The sequence below is a fragment of the Herbiconiux daphne genome (assembly GCF_024979295.1).
In the GTDB taxonomy this organism is placed as follows: Bacteria; Actinomycetota; Actinomycetes; order Actinomycetales; family Microbacteriaceae; genus Herbiconiux; species Herbiconiux daphnes.
Genome location: NZ_JANLCJ010000002.1, coordinates 221,841 through 240,598 on the forward strand (window position 1 = coordinate 221,841; position 18,758 = coordinate 240,598).

An 18,758-nucleotide genomic window follows, 5' to 3' on the forward strand; every position below is an offset into this window, starting at 1 on the left:
ACTCGCGCGTCGAGGATGTCGACGCTGTCACACGGTCCGTGGACCGGCTGCTCTTCGCCTCGGGGCTCTGCGCCTCGGGGGTTCCCCCGCCTTGGGGATCTCTCCCGCCTCGGGGGTCTCCCGCCTGAGCGGGCTCGCCGCCTAGGGCTTCGACGCTGCGTCGAGCTCGTCGAAATCGTCGACGCCCGCCGCCTGCGCCTCGCGTCGACGCGCGCGCAACGACGGCGCCACGAGCGCCGCGAGAATCGCGAGCACACCGACTCCGGCCGACGCCCAGAACCCGATCGTGAACGCCTCGTCGGTCGGCGCACCCTGAGCGGTGACGTTCGACGAGATGAGGGCCGCGATGACGGCCGTGCCGATGCTGCTGCCGATGGTGCGCAGCACGGTGTTGGCGCTGATCGCCTCGCCGGTCTGGGCAGCGGGAACGCTCTCGACGATGGCGTTCGACGTCGCCGCCAGCGCCATGCCGATGCCGATGCCGGTGAGCACGCCCGAGAGCAGGATCTGCCACTCCTCCGCGTGCCCGAGGGCCGGGATGAGGAACGCGACGGTCACCGCCACGCCGCCGACGATCATGGGGATCTTCGGGCCGATGCGCCGGATCAGGATGCCGGCGACGACGCCCGACACGACCATGGCGACGACGGTCGGCAGCAGATAGAGACCGGCCTCGCTCACGCTCTTGCCGAATCCGTAGCCGAGCACGGTCGGCAGCTGCAGCAGGGTGGGCACGAGGATGAAGGTGCCGAACATCGCGAAACCGAACGCGAGCGCCACGATGTGCGCCGTCCAGACGCCGCGGTGCTTGAACAGGCGCATGTCGATCAGTGGGTTCTTGACGCGCAACTCGACCAGCACGAAGGCGACGAGCGCGATGCCGCCGAGCACGAGCAGCCCGATGGTCTTGCCGTCTCCCCAGCCCCACTTCTCGCCCTCGCTGATGGCGAGCAGCACGGCAACGAGGCCGACCGACAGGATGCCGGTGCCGATCACGTCGAGGCGGCCGGGAGTGCGCACGGGTGACTCCGGGATGCCGAAGATCGCGCCGAGCAGAGCGATCGCCACCAGCACGGCCGGCAGCCAGAACAGCCAGTGCCACGACAGCGCCTCGACGATCGGGCCGGCCGCGACGATGCCGACGCCGGCGCCGATGCCGAAGATGGCCGAGAGCAGACCGATGGTCACGCTGACCCGCTCGCGCGGCAGTTCGTCGCGCACGATGCCGATCGACAGCGGCATGACCGCACCGGCGGCTCCCTGCAGCACGCGCGCCACGATCAGCACGCCGAGGTTCGGCGCCAGCGCGGCGAGCACCGTGCCCACGAGCAGCAGCGCCAGCACCACGATGATGACCTTGCGCTTGCCGACCATGTCGCCGAGGCGCCCGAGAATCGGGGTGAGCACCGCGGCCGAGAGCAGGTAGGCGGTCAGCACCCAGCTGGCATCGGCGGTCGCCACGCCGAGGTCGGAGCCGATGGTGCCGAGGGCCGGGGCGACCAGCGACTGCAGCACGGCGAACGACAGGCCGCCGAGCGAGAGGAACAGGATGATCGCGCTGCTCCGCCGTCGTGGAGCTCTGTCCGCGTCACGGATCTGCGTCGGAACCGAACCCGTGGCGGGGCTCTGCGCGGTCGTGGACATGGGTCTCCTCGCTATGTAAGCAATCGCTGACTTGAAGAGTATTCCTTAACACACGTCAAGTGTCAACAAAGGTTTACTTCTGGCGCCGAACCGGTACAGTGGCCGTGGAAAGAGAGCTATGAGCAACCAGACACAGGCGCCCGGCGCACCACTGCGCTCCACCCCGCCCGATGCCGACGACGAGATGATCCGCTCCGGCCGCGACGCGTCGGCGACCCAGCGCGCCCTGGTGCGCGCGGCCCGTCGCCGGTTCGCCACCGAGGGCTATCGCGCCGCGACGGTGCGGCAGATCGCCGCGGATGTCGGCGTGAACGTCGCCCTCATCAACCGCTACTTCGTGTCGAAGGAGGGCTTGTTCGAAGCGTGCATGCTGCGCACCTCCGACGAGCTCGACACCCAGAACCCCACGCGCGCCTCGAGTCTCGACGAGGTGATCGAGCGCCTGGTCGCGCACGTCGTCAACGCCCCCGACGGCGACGACCCGCTGCAGCTCCTGCTGTTGCTGCGTTCCTCGGGCGACGAGAACGCCGATCGCATCCGGCGCCGCACCCTCGAGCACTTCACCCAGCGCCTCGCGGCGGCGGCCGGCTGGAAGGCCGACGACCCGGCCACGGCATCCATTCTGCTGCGGGCGCAGCTGTCGATCGCGACCGCACTCGGGGTCGTGATGCTTCGCACCTCCGCCGCGGTTCAGCCCGTGGCATCCGCGGGTTCTGACGAACTCACCGAGCCGCTCACGCGGGTCTTCGGTGTGCTGCTCGACGACGGCGCCCGCTAGCTCACGCCGACGCTCCGAGGAGCCCCGACAGGGAGCCGGGCGCGGTTATTCGCTCGAGGCGACGAGGATGCCGGCGCCCTGCAGCCGCTCGTGCAGACCGGCCGCCGCGGCGCGGTAGCCCTTGTCGAGGTAGGCCATCTGGCTGGCGTTGCGTGAGACCCCGCTCAGTCCGAACGGCGATCGGTGCAGGTCGACCACGAGGCCACGGGCATCGGTGCCGAAGCGCACCGAGAACACGATCGGCTCGTGGGCGTTGGTGACCATGCGCTCGAGGAACGACGGGCGCTCGCCCTGGGTGGCCTTCCACTCCCCGGTCGACTCCTCCTCGATCTGGAAGCCCTGCTGCTCGAGAGCGCTCCGCACGGCGGCCCGCCCCGCTTCGGCATCGCCCGACACCACGTATTGCCAGGTGAACATCCCCGTCATGCCACACTCCCCCATCGACGACATCTGACGATTCCACTCGATAATCTAGCGCCTCGGGCGACCACCCTTTGCGCACACGCGCCGTCACGATTCTCGCTTTTTCGATCGATTAACGATAGGTTACAATCGTCAAACGATGGGAGAAGGATCCGTGTCTCGACTGACGATTCTGGCATTGCGCGTGGTGATCGCCGCGGTGCTCGGCGGCTCGCTGTTCATCCAGGTCGTGATGGTGCCGTTGCTGGCCGCCGATCTCGACGAACTCCGGCCGGAATACGCCCACCTGCGCGTGCCCCTGCTGGTCATCGCGGTGATCGCCGTGGCGACGGTCGAGGTGTGCGCCGTCTGCGTCTGGCGGCTGCTCACGATGGTGCGGCGCGGCACCGTGTTCTCGGATGCCGCCTTCCGCTTCGTCGACGTCATCATCGGTGCGATCGTGGTCGCCTCACTGAACACCTTCGCTCTCGGCATCCTGCTCGCACCCGGCGAAGCCGTTCCGCCGGGGATGGTGCTGCTCATCGGCGGCGCGGGCGTGGTGGTGGCGGGCGTGGCCCTGATCGTGCTGGTGCTCCGGATGCTGCTGTCGCAGGCTGTGGCCCGCGACACCGAGGCCCGGCGACTGCGGGCCGAATTGAGCGAGGTGATCTGATGGCCATCGTCGTCGACATCGATGTGATGGCCGCCCGCCGCAAGATCTCGGTCGGGGCGCTGGCGGAGCGGGTCGGCATCACTCCGGCCAACCTGGCGGTGCTGAAGAACGGCCGCGCCAAAGCGGTGCGCTTCAGCACGCTCGCCGCACTCTGCGAGGTGCTCGACTGCCAGCCGGGCGATCTGCTGCGCTGGCAGCCCGACGACGAACCGGGCGATCAGACCGAGGTGAGCAGCGCCGCGACCGCGTCGAGCGACCCCGGAACCAGACGGTAGTAGGCCCAGGTCGCGCGCTTCGAGCGGGTGAGGAAGCCGGCGTCGACCAAGACCTTCAGGTGATGCGACACCGTCGGCTGCGACAGGCCGAGCGGTTCGGTCAGGTCGCACACGCACGCCTCGGCGCCGTCATGGGCCGCGACCATCGACAGCAGCCGGAGCCGCGCCGGGTCGGCGAGGGCCTTGAGCGTGCGGGCCACGAGCTCGGCCTGCTGCGGCGTGATGGCCGCGTCGGCGTTCGCGATCGGCGTGCAGCACGCGGTCACGTCGGTGACGGGGAGCAGTTCGGCGACGGGCATGCGCATCAGTGTTCCACAAACATTGACAGACGTCGATGTTTGTCGGGATACTTCATCCATCGACAGCCTTCGATGCACGGTTCCGGTGCACGGTGGCGATGCTCGCCCCACAGCCCGCCCACGACAGGAGACGCCCATGACCACGCCGACCGTGCTCTTCGTCTGCGTGCACAACGCCGGCCGCTCCCAGATGGCCGCAGGCTATCTGAACGCCCTCGCCCAGGGCCGCATCGAGGTGCTCTCCGCCGGCAGCGAGCCGAGCGACCAGGTCAACCCGATCGCCGTGCAGGCCATGGCCGAAGCCGGCATCGACATCGCGTCGAACCAGCCCCGCGTGCTCACCACCGAGGCGGTGCGCGATTCCGACGTCGTCATCACGATGGGCTGCGGTGACGCGTGCCCCGTCTTTCCCGGCAAACGCTACGAAGACTGGGAGTTGACCGACCCGGCCGGGAAGTCGATCGACGAGGTGCGCCCCATCCGCGACGACATCAGGCGGCGCGTCGAGGCCCTGGTCGCCGAGCTGCTGCCCCCTTCCGCATCCGGTGGGCCCGCCGCTCCCACCGCATCCACTGCATCCACTGCATCGACTGCATCCGCCTCCGTCTCCTCCTCCACCGTCTGACGGTCACGCCATGACGATGACGCTCGCCGTTCCGCCCCGCGCCTCGAGCCCTCGGTTGGCGGGCCTGCCCATCGCCGTCATCGGCGCCGGACCGGTCGGCCTCGCCGCCGCCGCGCACCTGCTCGAACGCGGCCACGAGGTCGTCGTCTTCGAGAGCGGCGACCGGCCCGGCAGCGCCGTCGCCGAGTGGGCCCACGTACGCCTCTTCTCGCCCTGGGAGTCCCTGCTCGACCGCGCGAGCGTGCGCCTGCTCGAGGCCGCCGGCTGGACCAGCCCCGACCCCGCCGACTCCCCCACCGGCGCCGAACTGCTGAGCCGCTACCTCCTGCCGCTCGCCGCCACACCCGCGCTGTCCCGGTGCCTCCGTCTCAACAGCCGCGTCACGGCCGTGAGCCGTCAGGGCATGGACCGCACCCGGTCCACCGCACGAGCCGACACCCCCTTCCTGCTCCGCGTCGACGACGGAAACCCCACGGATGTCGCGGCCCGCGCCGTCATCGACACCGCGGGCACCTGGCGCTCGCCCAACCCCCTTTCGTCGTCGGGCCTGGAGTCTGAGACGGGCACTCCCGCCGGTGTGCTGACGGGCCTCCCCGACGTGCTCGGCGGCGACCGTCACCGCTTCGCCGGCAGGCACACGCTCGTGGTCGGCGCCGGGCACTCGGCCGCGGCCACGCTGCTCGCCCTCGACCGCCTCGCCGAGTCGGCGCCGGGCACCCGCATCAGCTGGGCCATCCGCGGCGAGTCGGCCGCCCGCATCCTGACCGGCGACGACGACCAGGTGCCCGGCCGCGCCTCGATCGGCCGGCGCGTGGACGCGCTGGTGCGATCCGGTCGCCTCACCCTGATCGACCGATTCGAGATCGACACCGTCGAGCAACTCGAGACCGCCCTCATCGGTGTGACCGGCGTGCCGACCCCCGGCCTGCGCGTGCACGGCCGCCGCGCCGGCGAATCCGCGGCCGTCGACTGCGACCTCGTCGTGAACGCCACCGGATTCCGCCCCGACCTCGCCATGCTGCGCGAGATCCGGCTCGGCCTCGACGACATCGTCGAAGCCCCGCGGGCGCTCGGGCCGCTGATCGACCCGAACCTGCATTCCTGCGGCACGGTGCCGCCGCACGGGGTGGTCGAGCTGACGCATCCGGAACCCGGCTTCTACATCGCGGGCATGAAGAGCTACGGCCGCGCCCCGACCTTTCTGCTCGCCACGGGCTACGAGCAGGTGCGCTCGATCGCCGACGAGCTCTCGGGCCGGCACGAGGCCGCACGAACGGTCGAGCTCACCCTGCCCGCGACCGGCGTCTGCTCGACCTCCATCGCGGCCTCGGCGCCCGCCGTCCCGACCCCGGCCGTCCCGACCCCGGCCGTCCCGACCCCCGCCGTTCCGACCCCCACCGCACCGACCATCGCGTCTACCACCCCGAGCACGTGCGCACCCGGCGGGTCGTGCTGCACCCCGGATGATGCGACCTGCTGCTGAGGGCCACTCCATGACCGCCGTGCACATCCGCCGTCTCGAACCCGCCGATTGGCCGGCGGTCGAGCGTATCTACCGCGAGGGGATCGCCACCGGCAACGCGACCTTCGAGGCCGAGCCGCCTGATTGGCAGGCGTTCGACCGCAGCCGGGTGAGCGATGTGCGGCTGGTGGCCACGGAGCGCGGTGTCGTGGTCGGGTGGGCGGCCGCGACGCGGGTGTCGCCCCGGGACGTCTACCGAGGGGTGATCGAGCACTCGCTCTATGTGGCGGAGGCCGCTCGGGGCACCGGGATCGGCGGAGTGCTGCTCAACGCGTTCGTCGAGGCGAGCGAGAGTGCGGGGTACTGGACGATCCAGTCGAGCATCTTCCCCGAGAACGCGGCGAGCCTCGCCCTGCACGAGCGCGTCGGCTTCCGCACGGTCGGCCTCCGACAGGGGATTGCGCGGATGGGGTACGGCCCGTGGCACGGGCAGTGGCGCGACACCGTGCTCATCGAACGCCGCAGCGCAGCGGTCGCTCCCCCGGGCGCGAGCGGTTCCGACAGCGACGCTTAGCGTGCTGCCGGTGCCGGTGCCGACGACGACACTCAGCGTCGCGCCCACGGCCGCGCTCAGCGCAGTGCCGACGACAGCTCAGACCGGCCGCGCACCCCGAGCTTCTGATAGACCCGTTGCAGGTGTGTCTCGACCGTGCGCACCGACAACACCAGCCGAGCGGCGATCTCCCGGTTGCTGAGGCCCTCGGCTGCCAGCCGCGCGAGTTCGTTCTCGCGCCGCGAGAGCGACTGCGATTCCCGCTCGACGAGCAGCGGCAGCCGGTCGAGCCCGTACGCCGCGAGTTGCTCGTCGCGCAGGCGCGCCGAGGCGGCAGCCGCGCGCACCGCGCCAGACACACGGTGAAGGCTCGACGCCTGGTCGAACGCCTCCGCGGCGATCACGTGCACCGAAATCTCGGTGGCTAGTGCCCCGATCTCGTCGAATTCCGCCGCGACTTCGGCGTTCCCGGTGCTGTCGAGAGGGCTGAGCACCTCCGCGCGGGCCAGTGCGCGGGAATGGCGCACGAGTGTTCCGGCATAGGCCCCTTCCACCCCGAGTGCCAAGGTGTCGATCCTTCCCAGCACGACCGAGGCCGATCCCATGCGCGCCGCGTCGACCAGAGATGTCAGGCTCGCGATGTTCTGTCCCGCGGCAGCGAAAGCGTCGGCCGCTCGCATGAAGGTGGAGGCAGCGTCGTCGAGCCGTCCAGCGCTCGCATGGATCCATCCCTGTGCTTGCAGAGACCGGCCCGCGACACCGAAACTACTGCTCGACTCGGGACTCAGGCATGGTGCGAGGGCGTCGATCGCAGCGGCCTCGTCTCCGAGAAGGGCGAGAGCCGTCGCGAGGTCGCACCGCGCGTGCAACGACGTGCCGGTGAGCCCGATGCGCTCCATCGCCTCGATCGCCGGACGCAGCTCGGCGACCGAGCGCTCCGCCCGCCCCTGGCAGACGAGCAGCCCCCCGATGGTCCAGCTGAGCATCGCTTCCGCAACCAGTTGGCCGTGTTCGATGGAGCCGCGCCGGAAGGCCTCCATCACCGCCAGGGCTTCGGGGATGCGGCCTTCGAACATCGCGATGTTCGCTCTCATGTTCTGCACCCGTGAGACATCTGCCCCGACCGACGCGAACGTCGTCTCCGCCTCGTCGAGCGCGTTGCCCGCTCGGGCGATCTGGCCCGAGAGCATGGCGCCGACCGCGACCACGAAGTGAGCCTGGCCGAGCTCTTCGCCCGAGAGCTCACCGAGCGCGGGTTCGACCAAGGTCGCCGCCCCTGTCGCGTCGCCGAGAGTGAAGAGCATGAATCCGCTGAGCGCGTCGCGACGGGCGCCGGACTCGGCGGCGATGGCCGCGGTGGCCGACAGAGCCGCCGCCGCGTCCGGCGTGCGCTCGATCACCTGACGTGTGAGCTCAGCAAGGGCCCCGCCACGTTGCGCGTCGCCTTGCGCAGCGTCGACGAGACGCCGCAATCGGTCGAGCGCGGCCTCGGACCGGCCGATCTGCGACTCTGCAGCCGCCAGAGCCATCTCCGCGTCGAACCCTCCCCCGGCCTCGACGGCCGCGTCAGCGAGCGTCACCGACAACTCGCGGTCCGCTCCTCGCAGCGAAGCTCGGGCAGCCAAGGTCAGCGCTCCGCCGTCGAGTCGGCGGCCGAATTCCGGGGCGAGCCGGGCATACGCAACGATCTCGCCCGGCGCGAGCTCAGCCGCGCCGACCGCGCCGAGAACCTCCACGACCGCGGCGCCGAGACGGCGACGACGCAGGGTCGCGATGGTCTGCGGCAGCAGCAGTTCGACGATGCCGTCCCGCAACCGCAGGCTGGGGGTGCCGTTGTGATCGCGGGTGGTGATCACTCCGAATTCCTCGAGCCGTTCGAGTTCCGCGTCGACCGGCGACGCGAGGTGGAGATGGTCTCCCAACGTGAGGGCGCACTGCAGGGTGAGGCCCGGCACGAGGCCGAGCAGATCGAGCAGTGCAGCCGTGGTCGCCGCATCGGCACCCGCCCCCGCGTGGCCATGCAGCAGCTGCCTCAAAGACTCGCTCGGTGGCACCGGACCATGCAGCTGCCACGTCCCCGACCGTCTCGCGAGCGCCAGGCTCTTCTTCGCCGCATCGAGGCTCTCATACAGAGCGGCGAGATCCGACCCGGCGCGACGCGGCACGAAAGCCGGCACTGCATCGGGGTCGAGTGGCGCGCCCAGGAACTCCTCAGCGACGAGCTTCAGCGCTGTCGCGGGGATCGGCGTCAACTCGATGCGCACGACGACGCCGTCGCGCCAGAGTGCGCTCAGTGCTGCCGAGATCGGCCGATGCGTCGTCGCCGTCGCAAGCGGCACCACTTGCCGGGACGAGATGGACTGGGCAAGGCCGAGGGCTTGCCTTTCGCCGAAAAGGTGAAGATCTTCGCCCACCCAGATCGTGGCGCGGGTGGCTTCATCGAGGCTCGCCATGACGTCTCTCACGAACCGCGTCCGCCCCGATCCCGGCGCGCCGACCACGATCACGCCGATTCCGCGGCTCAAGGCCGCCACCGCCGAGGAACGCTCCGACCAGCGCAGGTCGCCCCCGACGGCCCGGCGGATGTCGCCTGTCTCCCGCACGCACACCTCTCGTCGTCGTTGTCGTTGCGCCCTGATGGCCGGCATCGGACGGTGATCGCATGATGCTACGTCCGGGTGCACCATTCTCACGTTCTCGCCACGCGGACACAACCGTCATCGTGTCGATTGCTCACTTCTCCCCCGGGCGGGCCGAAGTCGGTCGAATCCGGGGGCGACCTCAGGGCACCGGCGGTGTCGTCAGCACCACGATCTGCTCGGTCGCGCGGGTCATGGCGACGTAGCGATCGACCGCACCGGGCACGCCGTCGCCGAACGACTCCGGGTCGACGAGCACCACGAGGTCGAACTCGAGCCCCTTCGACGACTCCGGGGTCAGCAGGCGTAGTCGCCCGCGCGCCCGGGAACCGAGCCCCGAGAGCACACGGCGACCGACCTCCGCGCTCTGGCCGCCTTCGCTCCGGATGACGCACGCGATCCCCTCGGCGTGCGTCTGGAGCCATCCGCTCACGATCGCCTCCAACTCGCCGATTAGGCCCTGCACGACCGGCACCCCGCTCCGCCGCACCGAGACGGGGACGTTGGCGTCGGGCACCGCCGCGCGGATGACCGGCTCTGCCTCGGCCATCACCTCCTCGGGTGTGCGGTAGTTGATCGAGAGGGTCGCCACGGTCACCCCGTCGAGACCGATGCGGTGCAGCCGCTCCCGCCACGACTCCGCGAAGCCCTGCCGTGCCTGCGCCCGATCGCCGACGATCGTGAAGCTGCGCGACGGGCAGCGCCGCAGCAGCATCTGCCACTCGGCGTCGGAGAGCTCCTGCGCCTCGTCGACCACCACGTGCGCGAACGGCACCTGCAGCAGGTCGGGATCGATGCTCGGCAGCGCGGCGTCGTCGACGAGGCTGTTCTGCGCGTCCTGCCCGCGCAGCATCGACATCACGAGCAGCTCGGAGTCATCGGCCGCGATCAGGTCGTCCACGACCCGCGCGCGGGCCTCCCCCTCGGCCGCGAGGGCCGACTCCCGTTCACGACGGCGCCGAACGGCCTGCGGGTCACCGACGAGACCGCGCGCGGCGTCCAGCAGCGGCAGGTCGGCGACGGTCCAAGCCCGGGGCTCGCGCCGCTGGAGCAGCGCGACCTGACGGGTCGTCAGTCCCGGCGCGCTCTGCTGCAGGTAGTCGGGGTTCGACCACAGGTCGGCGACCACACCCTCCGGATCGAGCACCGGCCACGCCCGACTGAACGCCGCGCGCAACTCCTCGTCGCGGGCCAGGAACGACCGCAGGCGAGCGGGCGACACCTCCTCGTCGCGGCCCCCCTGGTCGCGGCCGTCCTCGTCTGGGCCCTCTTCGTCTAGGCCCTCCTCGTCATGGCCCTCCCCGTCGCGGCCATCGTCGCGCCCCTCCTCGTCATACCCGTCGACCAGGATCGTCAGCAGCTCCTGCCACACCTCGTCGCGGGCGTCGTTGTGCGAGGTCGCGGCATCCCGAGCATCGAAGGCCTCGGCCCAATCGCGTCGCGTCACCCGGATGCCGCCCCACGGCGTCTCGACCGTCAGGGCGGCATCCGGCGGCCGCTCGTACACCGCCACGGCGCGCTCGATCGCGGTCACGAGCTCCACGGTCGACTTGAGCGCGGCCACGTCGGGGTCGGCCTCTCCCACCGCGACCGCGCTCTCCACGACGAGATCGCGCAGCGTGGCGATCTGCACCCCGTCTTCGCCGAGGCTCGGCAGCACGTCGTCGATGTAAGCCAGGTATCCCGCGCTCGGGCCGACGAAGAGCACGCCGCCGCGGCGGCGATCGAGTCGCGGGTCGGCGTAGAGCAGGTAGGCGGTGCGGTGCAGCGCGACGACGGTCGTGCCCGTGCCCGGGCCGCCATCGACGACGAGTGCACCCCGCGACCCGGCCCGGATGATGGCGTCCTGGTCGGCCTGGATCGTGCCGAGCACGTCGCGCATGCGGGCCGACCGACTGCTGCCGAGGCTCGCGATGAAGGCCGACTGATCGTCGAGGGCCGCGCGGCCCTCGAGACCGTCGGCCGTGAAGACCTCGTCCCAGTAGTCGCTGATGCGGCCACGGGTCCACCGGTAACGGCGGCGGCTCACGAGGCCCATCGGGTCGCCGTGGGTGGCACCGAAGAACGGCTCGGCCGCGGGAGACCGCCAGTCGACGAGCAGCCGTCGCCCGTCGCCGTCGGTGAGCCCGAACCGCCCGATGTACAGGGGCTCGTCGTCGCCCTGGGGCACCGTGCGGCCGAGGCACGCGTCGAGCCCGAACCTGCGGAGCGTTCGCAGCCTCGCGCTGACCCGGTGGATCTCGAGGTCACGATCGAGCGCCTGCTGCCCCGCGCCGCCCGTCGCCCGCCGCTCGGCGTCGAGGCGCGCGGACAGCTCGGCGACGGTCGACTCGAGACTGCTCCGAATCCGGGCGAAATGCGCTTCATCGCCCGCGATCAGCGCCGGATCGGCCTTCGCGGCCAAGCGATCGGGCAGGTCGAACACGCTCGTGATCGAGGTCACGCCACTTCCCCTCTCGAGGCGCGACACCCGCGGCCGGCGTCCTCGGCCGACCAGTCTGCAGCACAGAGGGGCCCTTGCCGCAAGGCCCCTGCCCGGCCATAGAATGACAGTGGCGGGTGAGTTCTGCCGCCTCAGGCGCGGTGGCCCTCCCGCCGCAGTGCCCGCAGCAGCAGGGTGTTGCCCCAGAGCGGCTGCTCGTCGTCGGGGTCGTCGAGTCGCGAGAAACCGGGCCAGGCTGCGAAGGTGCCGGCATCGGCATCCGGATGCCGCCCACCCGGCGCCAGCAGCAGTGCGCCTTTCGCGGCGACCGCGTTGACGAAGCTCCGCACCTCGCGCTCGAGTCCGCCGTTCACGCCGGCGTTCGTGCCGGCACCCGTGCCGGCGGCCGAGCCGGTGCTCGTGCCGGCACCCGAGCCGCCGGGCGCGCCGAACGGTGCATCGAGATAGACCAGATCGTCTTCGCGAACGACCGGCAGCACGCCGAAGAGCGACTCGCTCGAGAACCGCACGTCGGTGCCGCGCAGCAGCGCCGACAGGCCACGCACGTTCGTCTCGTCGAAGGCGATCGAGTCGCGGCCGTAGAGAGCGCCGTCGAATCGCTGCAGCGGCCCGGTGACCGGATGCGATCTCGACGCACCACGGAAGTAGACGAACCGGGCGGCCCGCGCGGCGGGCGTCAGCGCCTCGATCGCCGCGGGGGGCAGATCGCGGGTCTCGGTGAAGAACTCCGGGCCGTGCCGGCCGGCCGACCGCGCCACCTCGTCGAGGAACGGCTCGACGTCGTCGCGGACCACCGACCACACCTCCGCCACCTCGGGTTGCAGGGCGTTGAGCCGGAACGAGGCATCCGGATGCCGCTGCATCATCGCCACCGCGACCGCTCCCCCGTCGAGGAACGGCTCGACGTAGGCGTCGACCCGTTCGGGCGTCGCGGCCAGCGCGAAGTCCGCGAGACGGCGGTTGCGCGCGCTGTCGAGATAGGGCGAGCTCAGCCGTCGGCCACTGCCTCGCCCGCTGCCTTTTCTCGCCACACCCCATCCTCACCCCTCGTGCCGACCTGTGACGACATGACATGACGACCTGTCATGACGACAGGTCGTGCGGTCACGAGCTGTGCCCGCTAGAGCGTCTGCACCAGACCGCCGTCGATCGTGACGCTCGCGCCGGTGAGGTTAGCCGCCCGGTCGCTCGCGAGAAACACCACGAGATCGGCGATCTCTTCGGGATGGCTGAACCGGCCGGTCGCCGTGGTCGCGACCGCGGCGCTCGCGACCTCCTCGGGTCGCAGGCCGTTGGCTTTCGCGATGGTGTCGGCGACCCCGCCACCCGCGAGCCACAAGTCGGTCTCGACCGGGCCCGGGCTCACGGTGTTGGCCCGGATGCCGCGGCCGCCGAACTCCTTCGAGATCGACTTCATGAAGTTGAGCAACGCGCCCTTGCTCGCGCTGTAGTCGATGACCCCCGGGTCGGGCAAGAACGCGTTGACCGAACCGACGGTGACGATGCTCCCGTGACCGGCCTCGAGCATTCCGGGCAGCACTGCTCGGGTGGTGCGCACCGCCGCGAGCAGGTTGAGGTTGAGCGAGGCGATCCACTGGTCGTCGGTGACCGCGAGGAACCCGTCGACCCGCGGCTTCGTGGCCCCGACGTTGTTGACCAGGATGTCGATGCCCGCTCCCGCCTCGGCGACGAACGCGGCCGGGCCGTCGGGCTCCCCGAGGTCGGCGCTGATGAACCGCACCACGCCCTGTGCCACGAGTTCGTCGAGGCCCGGCGACGACGAGCGGGCTCCGGCGATGACGGTGGCCCCGGCATCCGTCAGCCCCCTCACGATGGCGAGGCCGATGCCCTTGCTCGCCCCCGTGACGATCGCCGTCTTTCCTTCGAGTTCCTGTCGCACGTCGACCGCCTCACCTCAGTCGGCCGTCCGATGCGACCGTGATTGTTCAGACCTAACGGAGCGGCGCGACGCTGTCAGCAGCCGATCGACGATGTGCAGAACGTGCGCCGGATGGCGGGGTTTGCACAGGGCGCCGTGACAGTGGATGCTGACTGCATGAGTATCGAATCCGCGATCAGGCCCGAGGTTCCGCCGTCGGGCACCGGCTGCGTCGAGTGCGAGGCCACCGGGGGCTGGTGGCTCCATCTGCGCCGCTGCGCCAACTGCGGCCACGTCGGATGCTGCGACTCCTCACCGTCGCAGCACGCCAGCCACCACGCTGCCGACGCCGGGCATCCGGTCGCGCAGTCGTTCGAACCGGGTGAGGACTGGTTCTGGGACTACTCCAGCGCCGAATACGTCGATGGGCCCGAGTTGGCGCCCGCTCGCGAGCATCCGCGCGACCAGCCCACCCCCGGACCCCGCGGCGCGGTTCCCGCCGACTGGGAGTCGAAGCTCAACCCCTGAGCCACGAACGGGGCCGCACGAGCAGCGACGACACGAGCAGCAGCTGAGGCGTCACCCGGAACGCGAGGGCGCTCAGACTCCCGGCTCGTCGAAGTAGGAGACGTTCACGTCGTTGCGCGCCCGCGCGGCCTCGGCGCGCTCCTGGCGCAGCCGCTCGGCGCGCTCCTGGCGCTCGCGCACGGCCTCCGCGTCGACCTCGACCCGGCGCACCGTGACTCCGCCCTTGGTCGGCGGGATCGACTTCTTCGCCGCAGCGGAACCCGCTGCCCTCGACGACCCTGACGAGCCGCTCGACGACCGAGTGCGTGCCGCACCACCGGTCCCGCGGGTGGACACCGCCGGCGCCTGCCCGCTGCCGGCGCAGCGCTGGCCGTTCTTGTCCTCATGCGGAATCAGGGTCTGCGACACGAGGCCGACCGCCACCGATTTTCCGCAGACGGGGCATTTCGTTCCGGTACTGCTGGCCATCGCTGTGTGAGAACCTCTCGCTCGTTTCGTTGTCCCCCGACAATCGATTTTCGCACGGATCGCGCTCACCCGATGCGATAGTAGAAGCCCGACAGAAAGGGGCACAGATGCCATTGACCGGAGAATACGAACCCGGAACCGCCGATTGGGCGCGCAAGCAGCTCGAGGTCTACGAGGGCTCGGGCGGCACCGAGGGCACCACTCTGCGAGGCATGCCCGTCATCGTGCTCACGTCGGTGGGCGCCAAGACCGGCAAGCTGCGCAAGACGCCGCTGATGCGGGTCGAGCACGAGGGCGACTACGCCGTCGTCGCCTCCCTGGGCGGCGCGCCGAAGCATCCGGTCTGGTACTACAACCTGGTCGCCCACCCGCACGTCGAACTGCAAGACGGCCCGGTCAAACGCGACTACCTCGCCCGCGAGGTCACGGGCGCCGAGAAAGACCTCTGGTGGGAGCGCGCCGTGCTCGCCTACCCGCCCTACGCCGACTACCAGGTGAAGACCGAGCGCGAGATCCCGGTCTTCGTGCTCACGCCGACCGACGTCGATTAGCTCAGGCGTCGACTAGCCCCGGCGTCGACTCCGGCGTCGCCTAGGCCTCGCCGAACCCGGTCTCGATCAGGTCGGCCAAGGCGTCGACGGCCTCGGCGCCCTCGGGGTCGGCACTGGCCAGTTCGACGGTCGAGCCCTTGGTGAGGCCGAGTGACATGATGCCGAGCAGGCTCTTCGCGTCTTTGCCGTTCACCGTCACCTTCACCGGGAACGTGTTGGCGAGCTTCACGAACTCGGCCGCCGGGCGCGCGTGCAAGCCGTCTTTGTTGACGATGGTCACGGTGCGCGAGGGGGTTCCGGATGCGACGGGTTCGGCCTCGAACACCGGAACCGCCGCGACGTCGCCGTCACCCGCATCCGCCACCTTCTCGCCCTGCTCGTCGCGCGCCGACTCCCCCGCCGCCACGACCTCGTCGAGTGACGCGCCGGACTCGGCCGCCACGGCCGCCGCGACACCGCCCTCGACCAGGGGTGCCGACACGATGCGCACACGCGCCTGCACCTCGTCGTCGAGAAAGTCGAGGGCGGTCTCGGCGGTCAGGATGGCCGATCCGAGGTCGCAGAAGATCGCCACGCCGTGACCGGAGTCGGCCTCGGCGACCGCGGCCGTGACCTTGTCGAAGCTCGTGCCGATGCCGCCGTCGTCAGTGCCGCCCGCGGCGACGAGGCTCGTACCCTCGGCCATCTGACCGGCGAGGTCGACGAGGCCTTCGGCGATCTTGACGCTGTGCGAGACGAAGACGACCCCGACCTTGCCGGGCGTTCCCGCCACGTCAGGCGCCCTTCGGGGCGTCGTCAGCAGGCGCGTCGTCAGCAGGCGCATCGTCGGGCGCACCCGCCGCCGCATCCGCCGCCGCGCGCAGGATGAGCGACGACGACTGCGCGCCCGGATCGCGGTGCCCGATCGCCCGCTCGCCGAGGTAGCTCGCGCGGCCCTTGCGGGCCACGAGCGGTTCGGTGGCCACGGCGCCCTGCTCGGCAGCGGTGGCCGCGGCATCCAGGATCTCGGGCTCGCTCTTGCCCTCGGCCAGCGCCGCCGCAGCGGCATCGACCGCCGGCGTCCAGGCATCGATCATGGTCTTGTCGCCGGGTTCGGCCTTGCCGCGCAGCACGATGCCGTCGCGGGCGGCGGTGAGCAGGGCCACGATCGCCGCGCCGTCGAGCTCCTTCTCCTGACCCACGGCACCCGCGGCCTTGAGGTAGGCCGTGCCGAGCAACGGCCCGGAGGCGCCGCCGACCGTCGAGATCAGCGTGGTCGCGACGAGCTTGAGGGCATCGCCCGGAGCGGAATCCGGCGGCAGGCCGTCGAGCTTGGCCAGAACGGCGGTGTAACCCCGATCGAGGTTCTCGCCATGGTCGCCGTCGCCGATCTCTCGGTCGAGGGTGACCAGTTCGACCCGGTGCTCAGAGACGACGCGCGCGCTCTGCCTGATCCAGTCCGTCGTCCAGGTGATGCCCAAACTCATTCGTCTACCTTCCCCAGCGCAGTGCTGCCGTTTGTACAGGTGCGTCCCACAATTCGGTGAGCTCGTCGTCGAGCTTCAGCACGCTGATCGAGGTGCCCTGCATCTCGAGCGACGTGACGAAGTTGCCCACGAGCGTGCGGGTGACCTCGATGCCCTTCTCGGCGAGCACCTGGGCCGCGTGCCGGAACACGATGTAGAGCTCGACCTGCGGGGTGCCGCCCATGCCGTTGACGAGCAGCAGCACCTTGTCTCCGGAGGCGAACGGCAGGTCTTCGAGGATCGGCGTGAGCAGGCGGTCGACGATCGCGTCGGCCGGCTCGAGCTTGATGCGCTCGCGGCCCGGCTCGCCGTGGATGCCGATGCCGATCTCGATCTCGTCGTCGGCGAGGGTGAAGCTCGGCTCGCCGGCGTGCGGAACGACGCACGGCGTGAGCGCCACACCCATCGTGCGCACCTGCGAGTTGACCTTCTCGGCGATGGCGGCCACGGCGTCGAGGTCGTCTCCGCGCTCGGCGGCGGCTCCGGCGATCTTCTCGACGAACACGGTGCCGGCGACGCCCCGGCGGCCGGCGGTGTAGAGCGAGTCCTTCACGGCGACGTCGTCGTCGACGATCACGGTTCGCACCTCGATGCCGTCGGCCGACGCCAGGTCGGCGGCGGTCTCGAAGTTGAGCACGTCACCGGTGTAGTTCTTCACGATGTGCAGCACGCCGGCTCCGCTGTCGACCGCCTTGGTGGCGGCGAGGATGGGATCGGGAGTGGGAGACGTGAACACGGGGCCGGGAACGGCGGCATCCAGCATGCCGAAACCGACGAAACCTCCGTGCAGCGGTTCGTGCCCGCTGCCGCCACCGCTGACCAGGCCCACCTTGCCTGACACCGGCGCGTCCTTACGCACGATGAAGATGGGGTCGTGCGAGACGGTGACCAGGTCGCCGTGCGCCAACTCGAACCCGACGACGGCTTCGTCGACGACATCCTTCGGATCGTTGATGAGCTTCTTCATTGAAATTCCCTTCGATCGGGCGTTCGTCGCCCGCGACGGGAGCCCGAACCGGGCCATCCAGTGCAAATCTACGCCGTCGGGGAAAAGTTGCGATAGACCCAGCCCACACCACGCTGAGGAAACGGGGGGTTATACCTGGCAACTCGCTGGGGATATCGTTGGCCTCACACCCGATCACCACGGGGGTCACAGCGGGTGACCGAATCGGTGCGAAGGAAGGTCATCGTGGACAATCTCGGTATCGATTTCTTGTCGGAGCTGGTGGGCACAGCTCTGCTCGTGCTCCTGGGCTGCGGCGTCGTCGCCAACGTCGCCCTGGTGCGCACGAAAGGCTTCAACGGCGGATTCCTCATGGTCAACATCGGCTGGGGCCTCGCGGTCTTCGCCGGTGTCATCGTGGCGTACGCATCCGGCGCCCACCTCAACCCGGCGGTCACGCTGGGACTGGTAGCGAACGGCGCGACGGAGTTCGGATCGGCAGCGACGCCGGTCGACGTGAACTTCTTGTCGGTCATCGTCTACATCGGCGGTCAGCTGATCGGAGCCATCATCGGCGCCGTGCTGGTGTGGCTGGCCTACAAGCAGCACTTCGACGAGGAGCCCGAGCCGGCGAACAAGCTCGGCGTGTTCTCGACCGGTCCCGCGATCCGCTCCTACGGCTGGAACCTCGTGACCGAGATCATCGGCACCTTCGTGCTGGTGTTCGTGGTGATCGCGTTCGGCGGAGGGCGTCAGGGCGATGGAGGCCTGGCTGCTCTCGGTGCATTGCCGGTGGCGCTGCTCGTGATCGGCATCGGCGCCTCGCTCGGTGGCCCGACCGGCTACGCCATCAACCCGGCCCGTGACCTCGGTCCGCGCCTGGCGCATGCGTTCCTGCCGATCAAGGGCAAGGGCACGTCGGACTGGTCGTACTCCTGGGTGCCCGTGGTCGGCCCGATCATCGGCGGTCTCCTGGCCGGCTGGTCGGCATTGCTGCTGCTGCCGATCCTCACCTAGAACACACAGCGGGCCGGTCCAGAGTGGATCGGCCCGCTTCATTTCACGCCACCGTCACACTACGAAGGAGT

At 70.3% G+C, this 18,758-nt stretch carries 19 protein-coding genes and 1 pseudogene; 9 read left to right on the plus strand and 11 right to left on the minus strand.

Going from position 1 to position 18,758, the window contains the following annotated elements:
* Positions 1 to 141 precede the first annotated feature (141 nt).
* A complete protein-coding gene (locus N1032_RS06530) occupies positions 142 to 1,644 on the minus strand; it encodes an MFS transporter (RefSeq protein WP_259538209.1) in 1,503 nt (500 codons plus the stop codon).
* 118 nt (positions 1,645 to 1,762) lie between these two features.
* Between N1032_RS06530 and N1032_RS06535 the strand changes: the two genes are divergently transcribed.
* Positions 1,763 to 2,422 carry a TetR/AcrR family transcriptional regulator gene (locus N1032_RS06535; protein WP_259538210.1) on the plus strand — a complete coding sequence of 220 codons (660 nt, stop codon included), beginning with the start codon at positions 1,763 to 1,765 and terminating at the stop codon, positions 2,420 to 2,422.
* Positions 2,423 to 2,467: 45 nt separating this feature from the next.
* Here N1032_RS06535 and N1032_RS06540 read toward each other — a convergent pair whose 3' ends face one another.
* On the minus strand, positions 2,468 to 2,848 hold the full coding sequence (locus N1032_RS06540; protein WP_259538211.1) for a hypothetical protein: 381 nt from the start codon (positions 2,846 to 2,848) through the stop codon (positions 2,468 to 2,470).
* A gap of 151 nt (positions 2,849 to 2,999) precedes the next feature.
* On the opposite strand from N1032_RS06540, the gene N1032_RS06545 reads away from it, so the two are divergent.
* Positions 3,000 to 3,497, plus strand: coding sequence for a DUF2975 domain-containing protein (locus N1032_RS06545; protein ID WP_259538212.1), 498 nt, complete (start codon positions 3,000 to 3,002; stop codon positions 3,495 to 3,497).
* Positions 3,497 to 3,772 (plus strand): helix-turn-helix domain-containing protein, encoded by a 276-nt coding sequence (locus tag N1032_RS06550; RefSeq protein ID WP_259538213.1) that lies wholly within the window; start codon positions 3,497 to 3,499, stop codon positions 3,770 to 3,772. The genes N1032_RS06545 and N1032_RS06550 overlap by 1 nt, the downstream gene beginning before the upstream one ends.
* Here N1032_RS06550 and N1032_RS06555 read toward each other — a convergent pair.
* Positions 3,715 to 4,071, minus strand: coding sequence for an ArsR/SmtB family transcription factor (locus tag N1032_RS06555; RefSeq protein ID WP_259538214.1), 357 nt, complete (start codon positions 4,069 to 4,071; stop codon positions 3,715 to 3,717). The two genes, N1032_RS06550 and N1032_RS06555, sit on opposite strands and share 58 nt — an antisense overlap.
* Positions 4,072 to 4,207: 136 nt before the next feature.
* Between N1032_RS06555 and N1032_RS06560 the strand changes: the two are divergent.
* From N1032_RS06560 to N1032_RS06570, 3 genes and pseudogenes are all read left to right on the plus strand, one after another.
* Positions 4,208 to 4,603, plus strand: a pseudogene (locus tag N1032_RS06560) (arsenate reductase ArsC); the annotation flags it as partial.
* Positions 4,604 to 4,706: 103 nt separating this feature from the next.
* A complete protein-coding gene (locus N1032_RS06565; protein ID WP_259538215.1) occupies positions 4,707 to 6,179 on the plus strand; it encodes an FAD-dependent oxidoreductase in 1,473 nt (490 codons plus the stop codon).
* A gap of 10 nt (positions 6,180 to 6,189) precedes the next feature.
* Positions 6,190 to 6,732 (plus strand): GNAT family N-acetyltransferase, encoded by a 543-nt coding sequence (locus N1032_RS06570; protein ID WP_259538217.1) that lies wholly within the window; start codon positions 6,190 to 6,192, stop codon positions 6,730 to 6,732.
* 56 nt (positions 6,733 to 6,788) lie between these two features.
* Here the strand turns inward: N1032_RS06570 and N1032_RS06575 are convergent, their stop codons facing one another.
* The 4 genes from N1032_RS06575 to N1032_RS06590 form a co-directional block, all read right to left on the minus strand.
* The gene (locus N1032_RS06575; RefSeq protein WP_259538219.1) at positions 6,789 to 9,314 is read right to left on the minus strand and encodes a helix-turn-helix transcriptional regulator; all 2,526 of its coding nucleotides are present in this window, start codon (positions 9,312 to 9,314) and stop codon (positions 6,789 to 6,791) included.
* A gap of 178 nt (positions 9,315 to 9,492) precedes the next feature.
* Entirely contained in the window at positions 9,493 to 11,793 is a 2,301-nt protein-coding gene (gene helR, locus N1032_RS06580; protein ID WP_259538220.1) for an RNA polymerase recycling motor ATPase HelR, read from the minus strand.
* A 131-nt stretch (positions 11,794 to 11,924) separates the two neighbouring features.
* Entirely contained in the window at positions 11,925 to 12,824 is a 900-nt protein-coding gene (locus tag N1032_RS06585; protein ID WP_259538221.1) for a DNA adenine methylase, read from the minus strand.
* An 89-nt stretch (positions 12,825 to 12,913) separates the two neighbouring features.
* Positions 12,914 to 13,693 carry an oxidoreductase gene (locus tag N1032_RS06590; protein WP_259538222.1) on the minus strand — a complete coding sequence of 260 codons (780 nt, stop codon included), beginning with the start codon at positions 13,691 to 13,693 and terminating at the stop codon, positions 12,914 to 12,916.
* A 156-nt stretch (positions 13,694 to 13,849) separates the two neighbouring features.
* Between N1032_RS06590 and N1032_RS06595 the strand changes: the two genes are divergently transcribed.
* Positions 13,850 to 14,200 (plus strand): UBP-type zinc finger domain-containing protein, encoded by a 351-nt coding sequence (locus N1032_RS06595; RefSeq protein WP_259538224.1) that lies wholly within the window; start codon positions 13,850 to 13,852, stop codon positions 14,198 to 14,200.
* A gap of 72 nt (positions 14,201 to 14,272) precedes the next feature.
* Here N1032_RS06595 and N1032_RS06600 read toward each other — a convergent pair whose 3' ends face one another.
* On the minus strand, positions 14,273 to 14,668 hold the full coding sequence (locus tag N1032_RS06600; RefSeq protein ID WP_259538225.1) for a hypothetical protein: 396 nt from the start codon (positions 14,666 to 14,668) through the stop codon (positions 14,273 to 14,275).
* Between the two features lie 107 nt (positions 14,669 to 14,775).
* Here N1032_RS06600 and N1032_RS06605 point away from each other — a divergent pair, with 107 nt between their 5' ends.
* Positions 14,776 to 15,219 carry a nitroreductase family deazaflavin-dependent oxidoreductase gene (locus N1032_RS06605; RefSeq protein ID WP_259538226.1) on the plus strand — a complete coding sequence of 148 codons (444 nt, stop codon included), beginning with the start codon at positions 14,776 to 14,778 and terminating at the stop codon, positions 15,217 to 15,219.
* 40 nt (positions 15,220 to 15,259) lie between these two features.
* Here the strand turns inward: N1032_RS06605 and dhaM are convergent, their stop codons facing one another.
* Genes dhaM through dhaK form a run of 3 tightly spaced genes read right to left on the minus strand, consistent with a single transcriptional unit; the run spans position 15,260 to position 17,691 of the window.
* A complete protein-coding gene (gene dhaM, locus N1032_RS06610; RefSeq protein WP_259538227.1) occupies positions 15,260 to 16,054 on the minus strand; it encodes a dihydroxyacetone kinase phosphoryl donor subunit DhaM in 795 nt (264 codons plus the stop codon).
* Complete coding sequence (dhaL, locus tag N1032_RS06615) at positions 15,993 to 16,685, minus strand: dihydroxyacetone kinase subunit DhaL (RefSeq protein WP_259538228.1); 693 nt, start codon at positions 16,683 to 16,685, stop codon at positions 15,993 to 15,995. The genes dhaM and dhaL overlap by 62 nt, the downstream gene beginning before the upstream one ends.
* A 4-nt stretch (positions 16,686 to 16,689) precedes the next feature.
* Positions 16,690 to 17,691, minus strand: coding sequence for a dihydroxyacetone kinase subunit DhaK (dhaK, locus tag N1032_RS06620; protein WP_259538229.1), 1,002 nt, complete (start codon positions 17,689 to 17,691; stop codon positions 16,690 to 16,692).
* A 225-nt stretch (positions 17,692 to 17,916) separates the two neighbouring features.
* Between dhaK and N1032_RS06625 the strand changes: the two genes are divergently transcribed.
* Positions 17,917 to 18,687 carry an MIP/aquaporin family protein gene (locus tag N1032_RS06625; RefSeq protein ID WP_407933010.1) on the plus strand — a complete coding sequence of 257 codons (771 nt, stop codon included), beginning with the start codon at positions 17,917 to 17,919 and terminating at the stop codon, positions 18,685 to 18,687.
* Positions 18,688 to 18,758: the final 71 nt, after the last annotated feature.

Bases quoted from the DNA above. Each gene is read 5' to 3' on its own strand.
- N1032_RS06530 (WP_259538209.1), bottom strand. From the start codon at position 1,644: ATGTCCACGACCGCGCAGAGCCCCGCCACGGGTTCGGTTCCGACGCAG.
- N1032_RS06535 (WP_259538210.1), top strand. From the start codon at position 1,763: ATGAGCAACCAGACACAGGCGCCCGGCGCACCACTGCGCTCCACCCCG.
- N1032_RS06540 (WP_259538211.1), bottom strand. From the start codon at position 2,848: ATGACGGGGATGTTCACCTGGCAATACGTGGTGTCGGGCGATGCCGAA.
- N1032_RS06550 (WP_259538213.1), top strand. From the start codon at position 3,497: ATGGCCATCGTCGTCGACATCGATGTGATGGCCGCCCGCCGCAAGATC.
- N1032_RS06555 (WP_259538214.1), bottom strand. From the start codon at position 4,071: ATGCCCGTCGCCGAACTGCTCCCCGTCACCGACGTGACCGCGTGCTGC.
- N1032_RS06565 (WP_259538215.1), top strand. From the start codon at position 4,707: ATGACGATGACGCTCGCCGTTCCGCCCCGCGCCTCGAGCCCTCGGTTG.
- N1032_RS06570 (WP_259538217.1), top strand. From the start codon at position 6,190: ATGACCGCCGTGCACATCCGCCGTCTCGAACCCGCCGATTGGCCGGCG.
- N1032_RS06595 (WP_259538224.1), top strand. From the start codon at position 13,850: ATGAGTATCGAATCCGCGATCAGGCCCGAGGTTCCGCCGTCGGGCACC.
- N1032_RS06600 (WP_259538225.1), bottom strand. From the start codon at position 14,668: ATGGCCAGCAGTACCGGAACGAAATGCCCCGTCTGCGGAAAATCGGTG.
- N1032_RS06605 (WP_259538226.1), top strand. From the start codon at position 14,776: ATGCCATTGACCGGAGAATACGAACCCGGAACCGCCGATTGGGCGCGC.
- dhaL (WP_259538228.1), bottom strand. From the start codon at position 16,685: ATGAGTTTGGGCATCACCTGGACGACGGACTGGATCAGGCAGAGCGCG.
- dhaK (WP_259538229.1), bottom strand. From the start codon at position 17,691: ATGAAGAAGCTCATCAACGATCCGAAGGATGTCGTCGACGAAGCCGTC.